The following is a 12,208-nucleotide window of genomic DNA, read 5'->3' as shown; positions in this document are numbered from 1 at the left end:
TATTATTTAATAAGTAAGTATTTGAAGTTTATTATCTATTTTTAAAGATTTTATAATGAAAAAAGCAAAGAATTGACCGGATTGACATGAAGTCATCCGGCCGGTGTATTTAAAGGTGATCACGAATCATTTTGCGCACATTGGTTTTAGCATTAATCACAGTCATAAAGGTATAGGCCCCGATAAATTTACGGCTGATAAACATAAACTCTTTTGGCGGTACGCTAAAATAGCGTGATGCCATTGATCTTGATGCCTGTTGCATTACGCGTGCATGAAGCTGGCTTTTCTTCCAGTCATAACGTTCCTGATCATCCATAACATCTGGTGGTAAGTCAGGATTATTTTCTTTACTGCTGAAGGCTTCTGTAGCCAGCAGAAAAACTTTTGCCATATCAGGTTTGATACTTTGTGGAATAGAGTCAAAAAACTCATAACCTGTCATCGCCTCTACCATAGCTGTCGAGTCATGGTTATAACCTGCCTGGATCAGGTGGCGCGCTACACTTAGCAGGTGCTCATCAAACTGCCGGATTGCCCCAAAATCGAGTAGAATAATCTTGTCTGCAATATCTGCACCATTGCCCAGACGGACCAGATAGTTTCCAAAATTTGGATCAGTCTGCATCTCGCCCCATTCAAAAATCTCACGTACTGCAATTTCTAGCGAAGCTTCACCCAGTCTGTTACGACGCTCCTGTGGTAATGACAGTATAACTGGGCTGTTAATAGGTACACCACGTTCAAAGGTCATGCAAAGGACTTGGGGAGCACAAAACTCATCTACAATTTGAGGAACAATATAACGTGGATCATCTTTAAGCCGCTCAGCAAAGCGCTGAGTGGTAGCCGCTTCTATAATGTAATTTACTTCGCGGTGCATCATGTCCCGGACTTCATCAAACCACTGATCAAATTCACGGGTTTGCGGTACCATCCGGGTCAGTTTAAGCATGTTTTTAAACAGGCTCATATCCGAGTCAATCGCGTCAGCCACTCCGGGATACTGAATTTTTAATACCAGCTCTTGACCATCAGATTTTCTTACTGCCCGATGCACCTGAGCTAATGAAGCTGTACCTATAGGCTCATGGTCAATCGTAAGCTGATCCAGTTTAGAGCCTAATTGGTCTTGAAGATGGGCTTTAATAGCAGGCCAAGCTAAAGCAACAGTCTGGTTATTTAAGGTATTTAAAGCCTGTGTAATCTCTTCAGGCAAAAAGTGTTCACCATAAAGTGCCATCATTTGGCCAATTTTAACAATTGATCCCTTTAGCTTGCCAATTTCGGAAACTAGATAGTTCGCCTGATCTGTCATGGCTTTTTTACGTTTCTTTTCTTTTTCTTCATCACTGGCAAAGAAGGAGCCGGCATTAGCTGTTGCCCAGCGGGTACCAGCAAGTAATGAGGCTTTCGCAATCGATAAGCGTCGGTCCATAGAGGAAGTTTTTAAATTCTTAAGCTTATCGTTTTGATGTGTCATGAAAGTAAAATCCTTTAGGAGTCGGCCTGATGAGCAATTTTAACCAATATTAACCGTTATCCGCGTATTAAAACAGTTGGACTTAAGGAACGGAGAGTTAAAAAATGCTAATAGCGAAACAAAACATACTTAAGTCACTAAATAGCCTAAGCATATACTTATATAACCATATTCAACGAAAAAATAAACTTACGCCCATATTCCAAAAGTAGGGCAATTAACGATATTGAACTTTTAGGGGATGGCGCTGGTTCAGTAAAGTTTTATTACGTATCAAATGCTGTATGATCAAAGCTTTTACACTCTCATGCATAAACCCTAAAGCATAACCTTTTACAATGATTATACTGGGTAAAGTAAAGAAAAAATAACGTGCATCTTCTAAATTGGGCTCTGTAAATACATGATATTCAGCCAGAACTTGCTGAAAGAACAGTTTTTCATGTTGGACTTTGACCGACTGCTCGTCATTCCAGTAGGACTGACGCATAGCCAGTAAATTATTATGCTTGTAACTCATGGTAGAAATATAACAGAAGAACGTATAATAAAATATGAGGACAGTTCTTTAAGATTCAATACGGAGAGTGATAAATTGCAAAAGCAGAATTTCCCGATATATTTTTAAATTTTTATATCGAACTTAAAGAATTTTATGAAAAATCAAAACTAAGCGTTGCAACTGGTATTTAGTTTGGGGAACAAAGATGCGATTAATATTAGGACCAGGACTTATCTTGATTTCAGCTCAGGCAGCTGCCATTGCTCAGCAAGGTTACTCTGAAACTTATACGCGCTGTATAAACCATGCGTATGGACAAACTGAAGTATTGCAGAAGTGCATCGATCAGGAGTTAAAGCAACATAAAAAACGATTAAAGAAAAGTTATCGTGCCTATTACAAGGTAAGTGGTCAGCACCAGGCAAATGTGATCCAGCAATATGAGCTTTGGGAGCGCCGTGTTCAAAGCCAATGTTATACAGCTATGGATAATCAGTTTGGTCGTCTACAACAATCACGTTGTATATTGGCGCAGGTGATTGAGCAGGCTAACTACTATGGGACCAGATATATTCCTTAAGCTATACTTCTATAACAGATAAAAAAATAGCCTTCCAAAAATACCGCTTTTACTGAGACAAGCATTATAAAAGCCCGCAAAAAACGGTATCATAAGGCCATTTTTGAAAAGTTGAACTTGGAGAGCCCTGAGTGGAGCGATCGACCATTAGCCCTGAACATTTACAGGAAGCTGCTGAAAATTTAACAACAATTCGTGATTTCATTCGTTTTGGTGTCTCTGCCCTGCGTCAATATGATGCACATCTGGGACAGGGGACTGAAGATTATTTTGCAGAAAGTTCAGCATTGGTATTACAAACGCTCTCTCTAGAATGGGCAGCCAATCCTGAAATTCTGGATGCAAAACTTTTACCGAGTGAAAAAGAAGAGTTTTTAAATCTGCTGGCGCGTCGTGTTAATGAGCGTATTCCTACTTCATACTTGTTAAATCTGGCTTATTTTTTTAATAAACCTTTTTATGTTGATGAACGGGTCTTAATTCCACGTTCACCGATTGCAGAATTGATTGAGAACCGCTTTGCTCCATATTGTCTTGATGAACACGGCCAGTTACGGGAAGCTCATAATAATCTTCCAGTAAATTCAGATCCGCAAACGCCGCGGCGTATTTTAGATATGTGCACAGGTTCTGGTTGCATTGCCATCGCACTGGCTTATGCGTTCCCTGAAGCAGAGGTTGATGCAACCGATATTTCCAAAGAAGCACTTGAAGTGGCTGCCATTAACACTGAGCACCATAATATGCAATATCAGGTTGCCTTGATGGAATCTGACCTTTTCTCAAAAATTCCAGCAGAAAATCAATATGACCTGATTGTTTCCAATCCGCCATATGTTGATGCTGAGGACATGGCTGACCTGCCTGAAGAGTTTCTGCATGAACCTGAGCTTGCCTTGGCTGCCGGTCAGGACGGCTTGGACCTGGTCCGTAAGATGCTGTCTCAGGCTGCAGATTATCTGACTGAAGATGGTCTGATTGTGATTGAAGTGGGGAACTCAGAATGGGCAATGAAGCAGAATTTTAATACGGTAGATTTCCACTGGCTCGAGTTTAAAAAAGGCGGCTCAGGTATTTTTGCACTGACTGCCGAGCAGTGCCGTCGCTATCAGCAACTGTTTCAAGAATCTGTTGAAGTATAAGGAAGATGAAGCATGGCGGGTAATAGTATTGGGCAACTCTTTCGTGTAACCACCTGTGGTGAGTCCCATGGAGTTGGCCTCATGGCAATTATAGATGGTGTGCCTCCAGGTATTGAGCTATGTGAAGCAGATTTGCAAAAAGATCTCGACCGCCGTAAGCCAGGAACTTCAAAGTTTGCCACCCAACGTAAAGAGCCTGATCAGGTTGAAATTGTTTCGGGCGTCTTTGAGGGTAAAACAACAGGTACATCGATTGGTTTGCTGATCCGTAACACTGACCAGAAGTCTAAAGACTATGGCAACATTGCTCAAACTTTTCGTCCTGGTCATGCCGATTATACTTATACTCATAAGTATGGTTTTCGAGATTATCGGGGCGGTGGGCGTTCTAGCGCACGCGAAACAGCAATGCGTGTGGCTGCCGGTGCAATTGCCAAAAAATACTTGGCAGAAAAATTTGGTATTGTGATCCGTGGCCATGTAACCCAGATTGGGCATGAAAAAGCTGAAAAACTGGACTGGAATGAAGTTGCTAATAATCCGTTTTTTTGTGGTGACATAGAAGCAGTTCCACGTTTCGAGGCGCTGGTAACCTCTTTACGTGAACAGGGAACCAGTTGTGGGGCGAAACTGGAAATTATTGCTGAGAACGTTCCGGTAGGCTGGGGGGAACCAGTATTTGATCGTTTAGATGCAGATATTGCCCATGCCATGATGAGTATTAATGCTGTAAAAGGTGTTGAAATTGGTGATGGTTTTGCCGTAGCTGGACAGTTTGGGCACGAGACTCGTGATGAACTGACTACAGAAGGATTTCTGGCAAACCATGCAGGCGGAATTTTAGGCGGGATTTCTAGCGGCCAGCATATCCGGGTAGCAATCGCACTAAAACCTACCGCCAGTATTACGACGCCAGGTAAAACGATCAATCTGAACCGTGAAGATACCGATGTGCTGACCAAGGGTCGCCATGACCCATGTGTGGGCGTACGTGCAACACCAATTGCAGAAGCAATGCTAGCTATTGTGCTAATGGATCACTATCTCAGACATCGTGCACAAAATGCAGATGTGATCCCTCCCTTTAAACCAATTGCCCCATAAACTTTAAATAAAGAGCCCCAATTACGGGGCTTTTTTATCGTTGAATGATTTGTATGATCTCTTGAGCAACCAGCTGGGTAAGTTGGTTCAATTTTTCTATTGGCGTACCTTCCAGAAAGTATTTAATCTCATAAAGATGATTGTGATCAGAAATTGCAATAAAAAATGTACCCACCGGTTTTTCAGATGAAGCACTACCGCCTGGTTTTAGAAGTCCTGTACAAGCAATAATTATATTAGCGCCTTTAAATAATTTATGACCTTGGATTGCCATGGCAGCTGTAACTTCTGCCGACTCAGCTGTGTATTGTTCAATAAGCATAGAATCAATTTTTAAAACATCAATCTTGATACTTGGGTCATAACTGACTAATCCTCCTAACAGGATATCTGCGCCGCTATTTTTAAAAATAGAAAACTGACTGGCCAGATAGCCAGAGCTGGCACTTTCAATAAATGCAATTTTTAATGTCTGTGTTTCAAGTAATGCGCAACATTTTTGAATTATGACCATGCTTATAGCTCTAGTTCTTATTTATTCTTAATTACTATATCTGAAAAGCCACCTGATTCCACATTAAAGGAAACTGGCTTTAATTGAGTAATTTAGGTCGTAGAACTTCAATCATAAAGTCTTTTTAAATGACCTTTAAAGGATTCTGTTGGGTTTTATAGCTTAGTTGTTGCTTTAACAGGCACTAACTACTAAAGATGCATTTCTTAAAGGAAGAAAACCTGTTAAAACTAAAAATAAAGTGTGTAAAGAAGACAGGCCTTTTATGAAAACAATAGTAAAGTACATTGTGTTAAAAAGTAAGGAGTATCAATTAGGCACGCCGTTATTTGAAGAAGAACTAGATGTGGGGAGCCAGTATTTTGACCAGATTCCAAAAATTATTAACTATCAGAATCATGACTTTTGTGTAAAGTCTAAAGAGCTCAGCCGTAAACAAATTTTTGATGATTTTGAAGAATCACAAGTTATTATTGTTAAAGTAATTGCATTAAATTGAAATTGTATAAGGCAACAGTAATGTTGCCTTTTAACTTCTATTACTGAAAAAATTATTAATAGTTTTAAGAAGGTAAATATAAATTTTCATCGCTGCAATCTTTAAATTTGTAGTAACTGAAACATGAAAAGAACAAATCATACTCATATTAAAGATTAGTAGACCAAACAAGAGTACTTAGTTGATATAAAAACATCAAAAATATATATCCCTTCTCTGCTTATAGGGAATATCATGAAATTTAAAGAAATACTTGATCTGCTGATCGATCCGGAACGTACTGGATGGATAGGCGTAAAAAAAACCAATAAATTTTTTAAATATGAAAATATCTATTTAGGTATTCATATCGGTGATAAAGCCATTATTGATATGAGTCTGGTACCTCATGGAGTAAGAGAATGTTATTGTCATTTTGAAAAAACAGGCTTCAAGCTAAAGATTATTTACACTTTTGAAGCAGACTTGGAATATGATCATAGAATACTCTCTAAGCTTAATATTTTTTGTTTTGATGGCGTAGGAGGACAGCAAGCGATTATTCCTGATCTTGACACTGAGCAGGCGCCTATTGAGTTTAAAAAAGCTTTAATAGAAGTCTTAAATACAGATAAAAAAATAAGGAAATATATCTTGAATCATATTGATTTTCATCCAAAAAAAGCTTGTACAAACTAACTTTTTGTAGATATATGAGAAAATATATACCCTGTTTAAGTATACTTATATTAATCGCTAGTTTAGGGCTGATTTCCGGATGCCAGCCACCTGCCTCTGGAGAGTCCGCTGGTTTTCGTTATCCTTTTCTTTATAGTCAGCTCATGAACAAAAAGTTATCTGGCCAACTTCCTGTGCCTGTAGAAGGGGTAACAAGGAAACAACTGCAAGATACTTGGGGAGCTGCTCGAAGTGAAGGTAGAAAACATGAAGGAATCGATATATTCGCTAAACGGGGGACACCTGTGCTTAGTACAACTGAAGGTATAGTTAGGCAGGTGGGTACTAACAATCTTGGTGGACAGGTAGTCTGGGTAACTGGTCCTGATTTAACTCATCATTATTATGCCCATTTAGAGAATTATGCTGAAAATATCACTGCGGGGGATTGGATCGAAGCAGGTGAAGTGATTGGCTATGTGGGAAATACAGGGAATGCGCGCGGAACACCGCCACATTTACATTATGGAATTTATATAAATGGGCAGGGAGCAATTAACCCTTATCCTTATTTAGAACCAAACTGAAAAATGAAGTCAAACAGAGAAATTTAAAATTAATTCGCTTAAAATGGTGTCTATAGATACACTTATTAAGTGATTTTTCATTGAAAAGAGATGATAAAATGGAAAGTGGATTAGTTCAGCTTGTGGATTCTTTAAAACTTGAAAAGGAAGGGTGCGAGCCTATACTGTTAGAGCTGGGCACTGTCCTGAAAGTAGTCTATCGTACTTCTGATATTTATCTGGTCAGTACAGACGATGGCTTTACTTTTACACTTGCAGCGAGTCAAGAAGACAAGGTGTGGAAAAAAGTATAAAAGTCAAATAAACCTACGATATTTTATAATAATTAAAATATAAATTGACCTATACCAATTTAAGGCGTATAAAGCTAACTCATTGATGCGGGATGGAGCAGTNNAAATCCAGCTCCCGCTACCAATAAAAATTTAAGGTTTATAGCCCAGTCTTCTATGATTGGGTTTTTTTATTTTTAAAATATGGGTTGCTAATCTAAAGGAAACCTGTATAATTGCCGCATAACTAGAAATATAGTTTTGTTTCAATAATCTCTCAGCTCGCAGTTTTTTATTAAATCCTTCGTCTTTATCAGATTTTAGTCTCATATATTATTTTCAAGTTATCCTAAGAGTTAAAGACTCTATTTATTTAAAAATTCAGGATTATATTATGTCTAATGTCGTAAAAGGTACAGTGAAGTGGTTCAACGAGACTAAAGGTTTTGGCTTTATTCAACAAGAATCAGGTCCAGATGTATTTGCTCACTATAGCGAAATCACTAACCAGGGTTTCAAAACTTTATATGAAGGCCAGCAAGTGCAATTTACTGTAGTTGACGGTAAAAAAGGCCCTCAAGCAAGCAACATTACTTTAGTGTAATAGCTCGTCTGCCTTAAATAATAAAAACCCATCTTTTGATGGGTTTTTTTATAACTAGTGCTACTTTAAAATATTAAACTGAGGTGCGACTCGTTCTTAAAGATTCCGCCCAGTCACTATGGTGACAACGTGGACAACTCTGATCTATCTTGGTCAACATTCTGGTTTCTCCGCATTTCATGCAAGAGTAAAAAGTATTTTCCTTAACAAATGTAGCTTTTTGATAAGCCTTTGGAAAAATTGGAAGTCCCCATTTTATATCCCTTTTCTCAAAGAAAAGTAAGCTTAATGCTCCATCTGATTCTAATAGGGCAGTTCTGATCTGACCTAAATGTTCTACATTCTGCTGGCGCATTTCGGCAAAAAATTCATCATGAGAGAAAGTCTCTTTTTCCAAATCCTTAAAAACTAGTTTTCCATCTTCTACTACACAAAGGGGTAAGCCTTCTAGCAATGCTTCTATTTTTTTATTTTTTACCATACTCCAAGTCGTAATCCGATATAGCAGCAGAATAGTAACGACTACTGTAAACGTTTGTATAATCGGCAGTTCCTCCATAAACATCGGATCACCAGCTGCCGAACCCAAACACAAGATTATTGCAACTTCAAAGATTGAGAGTTGCCGTATGCCACGTTTGCCTGATAACCGTAGGAATATAATAATAATTAGATACATCACTACGCAGCGAATGATGATTTCTAAAATAAATTTCCAAGACGTATCTCGTATAAAGATATCTGCAAAATCCATTTTAATTTTTGCCTACCTATATGATAAAAAATCTTAATAAATAATGAGTTAATTGAACAATAACTAAATTAGAGCACGAGAATGTATGGTTTTGAGACACATTTGGTTAGATTAGTTTAAATCTTGCAAGTTGATGAGGTTTAAATTTTTATACATAAATCCAGCTTGTCCTGCTTTCTTTATTTATTAAATATGTCAGTATCATGACCGTAATAATTTTATATATACCCAGCTTATGTCTTTGGAAACCTTTAACTTAAATTTATTCGGATTAATTAATGCATCTGAGAATGCAACTGATTTTAGTATTAATGTGGCCATCTTTATTGCTAATGACTTGCTCTATATTATGCTGATAATATTTCTGGTTTTATGGTTTAAAGGAAATTTTGATACTAAGAAACAAATACTTAAAGCTTTTATTTTCACCAGTATTGCCATTGCAATCAGCCAGATTATTTCTCAGCTTTTTTATCATCCGCGCCCCTTTGTAATGGAAGTGGGAAGAACAATTATCTTTCATGTGCCTAATGGCTCATTTCCAAGCGATCATATGCTCATTTTTAGCACAATTGCCTTTTCATACTTTTTCTCTAAACAACGTATTATTGGTTTAGGACTGATTGGATTAGCTTGGCTGGTTGCTTGGTCTAGAATATATCTTGGAGTACATTTTCCTTTGGATATGTTAGGAGCATTTTTTATTGCCTTGGCAATCAATATACTGGGTTTAACCTTATGGAAAAACTATAGTAATATATTAATGCAATTTATATTAAAAATATATTATTTTTTATTTAAGAAAATAATAGATAAGGGCTATATACGATAGATTAATTTTTATTATCTTAAGATTAAATTATATAGAAATTTAATGTTCTGAATCTAGTGAAATAGAATGGATTTTTGATAAATCTATAACTTATATATTTGATTCTTAATATGATATTAAAGTAGTATGATAATATATAAATCAAGACATAATATAGTTTTATTATATTTTAATTAAATTAATAAAATACTACGAAAGGTTATGGGAGATTAATTTTTTAATATCAACTTTATATCTGACTAATAGTGGTAGAGGAAATAGAATGCTTATTCAACTTTGCTATGCAAGTGAAAGAATAGAACGCTTAAATAGTGATCTTTTGGAGGATTTAAGTAATATTTTAACTAAATCAAAATTATTTAATCTGGAACAGCAGATCTTTGGGGTTCTTTATTATGCTAATGGTTTTTTCTTTCAGTGTCTTGAGGGAGAGAAATCTCAAGTAGAGGCTCTTTTTGTAAAAATAAAAGATGATAAGCGGCATCATAAAATTAAGTTATATAGAACTGTTATTATAGATGAGATAAATTTTAAAAGTTGGTCTATGAAATATGTTGAAAAAAATACTTGTATAGAACGCTTCTTTCATAAGCGTGGTAAAAAAAAGTTTCAGCCTTTAGAGCTTTTACAAGAGGATATCGCTTCCTTATTAGAGGTATTGATTGATTCTGTAGAGTCGGAATTGCCTAAGCGAACAAGACAAGGACTTAAATATCGTGGAGTGAACCGGTTTCTATAACTCATCCCTTCTTTGAGAGAATATGTCTCGTCTCAAACTAATAGTTTAATTTTTTAAAGGTTTAAGGCACAAAATATTTAACGATTTTTATTGATAATGATTATTAATTAAAGTATGGTGGATAATAATTTTTAATCTGCTTTTTATCAAATATGGCTAAAATCTTTTTTTTGGGCAAAAAAATCTTAGAAATATTTCTTATTTTAGGCATGGCTAGTACGGTTGCAATAACTGTTCATGCTAAACCTGATCTCAAACCCTTAGGTAAAAACATTGCAGATACAGGTTCACAAGTTTATAACTTTCAAATTAAAGAATTCATCTCTAAAGATCAAAAGCGAATTTATAAGGTTTGGTTAGGTATTCCTAAGCAAAAAAAGAATCTATCAACTGGAAGTACTGCTATTTTTATGCTGGATGGTAATTCCGTAATGTCCCGCCTGAATGAACATCTACTTCAAAGTATGGCCGAGCAGGATGCACCAGTTTTAGTTGCGATTGGTTATGAGACTAATCTGCCTTTTGACTCTAAGGCGCGTTCACTAGACTATACACCTTCTGCAGATGAAACAGGTGAGCCGGCAGCTGACCCTCGAAACCCTGAACGCTTGAGTGGTGGAAGTAAGGCATTTCGAAAAATTATTATACAAGAGATAGCACCGTGGGTAGAACAGCAGGTCAAGTTAGACCCTAAAAGAAAAATACTCTGGGGACATTCATACGGCGGATTATTTGTATTGGACAGTTTAATAGCTGCACAGTATTTTAGTCATTACTTTGCGGCAAGTCCTTCGTTATCATGGGCAGATCAACGTATAATGAAAAAATTAAGGAGTATAAAAGAACCTTTTGCTGAGTCTAAACAGCTTATACTCATGGAAGGAGATATTACTCCTCAAAAAAATCAAAAAGTTAGTCCAAATTTTAACAAAGGTATGCTTGTGAATAATCGTGAGCTACTTTCCTGTGTACATAGTCAAGGAGTAAGTGCCAAATTAATAATTTATCCGGAATTAAGCCACGGTGAGGTATTTGGGGCATCATTAAAGGATATATTACTGAATAAGCTTTTTTAATTTATATGACTTAATCAATCTAATAGAACTGATTAAGATTTGGTGAAATAGTTAATTTTACTTAAAAGTAATTAATAAAATTTAAAAATTTTTACTAAAAGGTAGGCTGGAAAAATATAAAAGGAAGATTTGAAGTCTTCGCTCAAAATTTCTGAGGAGAAAATATTGATACCACTAATTTTAAATACATTATACGGCATTCTATGTATATGAAGGGTCTAATAGCACTCTAAAGAATTATCTAGATGGGGCCTGGCAAAATATATCAGTTTATTCAAATGCCAGCCCTCTAGAGATTTAAGCCTCAATTAAGCTTAATTATTGCTGAAAAATAAGAAATTCCCAAAAAATAGGGTTAATCAACGAAGTATCTCTATTTTTGCTACGTCGATATCAGTAGGTTTATAGCGGTGGGTATCTACTTCACCCATTATGCGTACTTTTGTGCCTGGTTTAAGTTGAGAAGGAGTCGCCAGATCATCATCAATTTCAATATTTATGGTACCGGTTGAATCTTTAAACTCATAATGATCACTCTTAATATGGCGAGTTATTTTTCTAATCAATGTAACAGCTGTTTCATCTTTTGCTTTAATTGCCTGAGCCACAGTTACCTTATTTTTAATAGCTGCATTTATAAGTTTTTAGTCATTAGTATCTGCAAATATTTGAGTAGATAATACGGAGATTAAACCTGTTACCATAATTTTGCCAAGTTTTATCATGAATTATTCCTTTTATTATTAAAATAAATTTATAAAAAATTTAGCTTAAATTTAAAATATCTATATTATTAAATTGTTATTTAATTTATAGGTAGTTGAAGTTAAATAAAATTTAAATTTTTATAAAAATATTAAGAT

The 12,208-nt window shown here is 36.1% G+C and carries 15 protein-coding genes and 1 pseudogene; 11 read left to right on the top strand and 5 right to left on the bottom strand.

The genetic code is table 11. The features are described 5' to 3' along the window. Positions 1-109 precede the first annotated feature (109 nt). Both B3R63_RS01675 and B3R63_RS01670 read right to left on the bottom strand, forming a co-directional pair. Positions 110-1,483, bottom strand: coding sequence for an ABC1 kinase family protein (locus B3R63_RS01675; RefSeq protein ID WP_286728139.1), 1,374 nt, complete (start codon positions 1,481-1,483; stop codon positions 110-112). A gap of 217 nt (positions 1,484-1,700) precedes the next feature. Continuing rightward, positions 1,701-2,003, bottom strand: a complete 303-nt coding sequence (locus tag B3R63_RS01670) for a hypothetical protein (RefSeq protein WP_005025703.1) — start codon at positions 2,001-2,003, stop codon at positions 1,701-1,703. 187 nt (positions 2,004-2,190) lie between these two features. On the opposite strand from B3R63_RS01670, the gene B3R63_RS01665 reads away from it, so the two are divergent. The 3 genes from B3R63_RS01665 (at position 2,191) to aroC (ending at position 4,811) form a co-directional block, all read left to right on the top strand. Then, complete coding sequence (locus tag B3R63_RS01665) at positions 2,191-2,565, top strand: DUF1311 domain-containing protein (protein ID WP_286728137.1); 375 nt, start codon at positions 2,191-2,193, stop codon at positions 2,563-2,565. A gap of 131 nt (positions 2,566-2,696) precedes the next feature. Next, a complete protein-coding gene (prmB, locus tag B3R63_RS01660; protein ID WP_005025705.1) occupies positions 2,697-3,707 on the top strand; it encodes a 50S ribosomal protein L3 N(5)-glutamine methyltransferase in 1,011 nt (336 codons plus the stop codon). 12 nt (positions 3,708-3,719) lie between these two features. After that, positions 3,720-4,811, top strand: a complete 1,092-nt coding sequence (gene aroC / locus B3R63_RS01655) for a chorismate synthase (protein WP_005025706.1) — start codon at positions 3,720-3,722, stop codon at positions 4,809-4,811. A 34-nt stretch (positions 4,812-4,845) separates the two neighbouring features. Here the strand turns inward: aroC and B3R63_RS01650 are convergent, their stop codons facing one another. Continuing rightward, positions 4,846-5,325 carry a CinA family protein gene (locus B3R63_RS01650; RefSeq protein ID WP_119878724.1) on the bottom strand — a complete coding sequence of 160 codons (480 nt, stop codon included), beginning with the start codon at positions 5,323-5,325 and terminating at the stop codon, positions 4,846-4,848. Between the two features lie 265 nt (positions 5,326-5,590). On the opposite strand from B3R63_RS01650, the gene B3R63_RS01645 reads away from it, so the two are divergent. From B3R63_RS01645 to B3R63_RS01625, 5 genes are all read left to right on the top strand, one after another. Further along, positions 5,591-5,824 (top strand): hypothetical protein, encoded by a 234-nt coding sequence (locus B3R63_RS01645; protein WP_005014533.1) that lies wholly within the window; start codon positions 5,591-5,593, stop codon positions 5,822-5,824. Positions 5,825-6,058: 234 nt separating this feature from the next. Then, positions 6,059-6,502: a hypothetical protein gene (locus B3R63_RS01640; RefSeq protein WP_286728133.1), complete on the top strand. Its 444-nt coding sequence runs from the start codon at positions 6,059-6,061 to the stop codon at positions 6,500-6,502. 14 nt (positions 6,503-6,516) lie between these two features. Beyond that, complete coding sequence (locus tag B3R63_RS01635) at positions 6,517-7,068, top strand: M23 family metallopeptidase (RefSeq protein WP_005014531.1); 552 nt, start codon at positions 6,517-6,519, stop codon at positions 7,066-7,068. Positions 7,069-7,166: 98 nt separating this feature from the next. Further along, positions 7,167-7,361 (top strand): hypothetical protein, encoded by a 195-nt coding sequence (locus tag B3R63_RS01630; protein ID WP_005014529.1) that lies wholly within the window; start codon positions 7,167-7,169, stop codon positions 7,359-7,361. A 373-nt stretch (positions 7,362-7,734) separates the two neighbouring features. Next, positions 7,735-7,944 (top strand): cold-shock protein, encoded by a 210-nt coding sequence (locus B3R63_RS01625; RefSeq protein ID WP_005014527.1) that lies wholly within the window; start codon positions 7,735-7,737, stop codon positions 7,942-7,944. 73 nt (positions 7,945-8,017) lie between these two features. Here the strand turns inward: B3R63_RS01625 and B3R63_RS01620 are convergent, their stop codons facing one another. After that, positions 8,018-8,698 carry a DUF421 domain-containing protein gene (locus B3R63_RS01620; RefSeq protein WP_005405639.1) on the bottom strand — a complete coding sequence of 227 codons (681 nt, stop codon included), beginning with the start codon at positions 8,696-8,698 and terminating at the stop codon, positions 8,018-8,020. A gap of 235 nt (positions 8,699-8,933) precedes the next feature. Here B3R63_RS01620 and B3R63_RS01615 point away from each other — a divergent pair, with 235 nt between their 5' ends. From B3R63_RS01615 to B3R63_RS01605, 3 genes are all read left to right on the top strand, one after another. After that, complete coding sequence (locus tag B3R63_RS01615; protein WP_005405651.1) at positions 8,934-9,530, top strand: phosphatase PAP2 family protein; 597 nt, start codon at positions 8,934-8,936, stop codon at positions 9,528-9,530. A 262-nt stretch (positions 9,531-9,792) separates the two neighbouring features. Continuing rightward, a complete protein-coding gene (locus B3R63_RS01610) occupies positions 9,793-10,269 on the top strand; it encodes a BLUF domain-containing protein (RefSeq protein WP_005405601.1) in 477 nt (158 codons plus the stop codon). A gap of 152 nt (positions 10,270-10,421) precedes the next feature. Next, complete coding sequence (locus B3R63_RS01605; protein WP_286728127.1) at positions 10,422-11,345, top strand: alpha/beta hydrolase; 924 nt, start codon at positions 10,422-10,424, stop codon at positions 11,343-11,345. 359 nt (positions 11,346-11,704) lie between these two features. Here the strand turns inward: B3R63_RS01605 and B3R63_RS01600 are convergent. Beyond that, a pseudogene (locus B3R63_RS01600) lies at positions 11,705-12,070 on the bottom strand (NirD/YgiW/YdeI family stress tolerance protein). Positions 12,071-12,208: the final 138 nt, after the last annotated feature.

It is taken from the genome of Acinetobacter sp. UBA1297, assembly GCF_002307755.1.
Classification (GTDB): domain Bacteria; phylum Pseudomonadota; class Gammaproteobacteria; order Pseudomonadales; family Moraxellaceae; genus Acinetobacter; species Acinetobacter radioresistens.
This window is presented reverse-complemented; position numbering and strand designations above follow the sequence as displayed.

What these genes read in the sequence shown, in the direction of transcription:
- B3R63_RS01675 (WP_286728139.1), bottom strand. Translation starts at nt 1,483, where the DNA reads ATGACACATCAAAACGATAAGCTTAAGAATTTAAAAACTTCCTCTATG.
- B3R63_RS01670 (WP_005025703.1), bottom strand. Translation starts at nt 2,003, where the DNA reads ATGAGTTACAAGCATAATAATTTACTGGCTATGCGTCAGTCCTACTGG.
- B3R63_RS01665 (WP_286728137.1), top strand. Translation starts at nt 2,191, where the DNA reads ATGCGATTAATATTAGGACCAGGACTTATCTTGATTTCAGCTCAGGCA.
- aroC (WP_005025706.1), top strand. Translation starts at nt 3,720, where the DNA reads ATGGCGGGTAATAGTATTGGGCAACTCTTTCGTGTAACCACCTGTGGT.
- B3R63_RS01650 (WP_119878724.1), bottom strand. Translation starts at nt 5,325, where the DNA reads ATGGTCATAATTCAAAAATGTTGCGCATTACTTGAAACACAGACATTA.
- B3R63_RS01645 (WP_005014533.1), top strand. Translation starts at nt 5,591, where the DNA reads ATGAAAACAATAGTAAAGTACATTGTGTTAAAAAGTAAGGAGTATCAA.
- B3R63_RS01640 (WP_286728133.1), top strand. Translation starts at nt 6,059, where the DNA reads ATGAAATTTAAAGAAATACTTGATCTGCTGATCGATCCGGAACGTACT.
- B3R63_RS01635 (WP_005014531.1), top strand. Translation starts at nt 6,517, where the DNA reads ATGAGAAAATATATACCCTGTTTAAGTATACTTATATTAATCGCTAGT.
- B3R63_RS01630 (WP_005014529.1), top strand. Translation starts at nt 7,167, where the DNA reads ATGGAAAGTGGATTAGTTCAGCTTGTGGATTCTTTAAAACTTGAAAAG.
- B3R63_RS01625 (WP_005014527.1), top strand. Translation starts at nt 7,735, where the DNA reads ATGTCTAATGTCGTAAAAGGTACAGTGAAGTGGTTCAACGAGACTAAA.
- B3R63_RS01620 (WP_005405639.1), bottom strand. Translation starts at nt 8,698, where the DNA reads ATGGATTTTGCAGATATCTTTATACGAGATACGTCTTGGAAATTTATT.
- B3R63_RS01615 (WP_005405651.1), top strand. Translation starts at nt 8,934, where the DNA reads ATGTCTTTGGAAACCTTTAACTTAAATTTATTCGGATTAATTAATGCA.
- B3R63_RS01610 (WP_005405601.1), top strand. Translation starts at nt 9,793, where the DNA reads ATGCTTATTCAACTTTGCTATGCAAGTGAAAGAATAGAACGCTTAAAT.
- B3R63_RS01605 (WP_286728127.1), top strand. Translation starts at nt 10,422, where the DNA reads ATGGCTAAAATCTTTTTTTTGGGCAAAAAAATCTTAGAAATATTTCTT.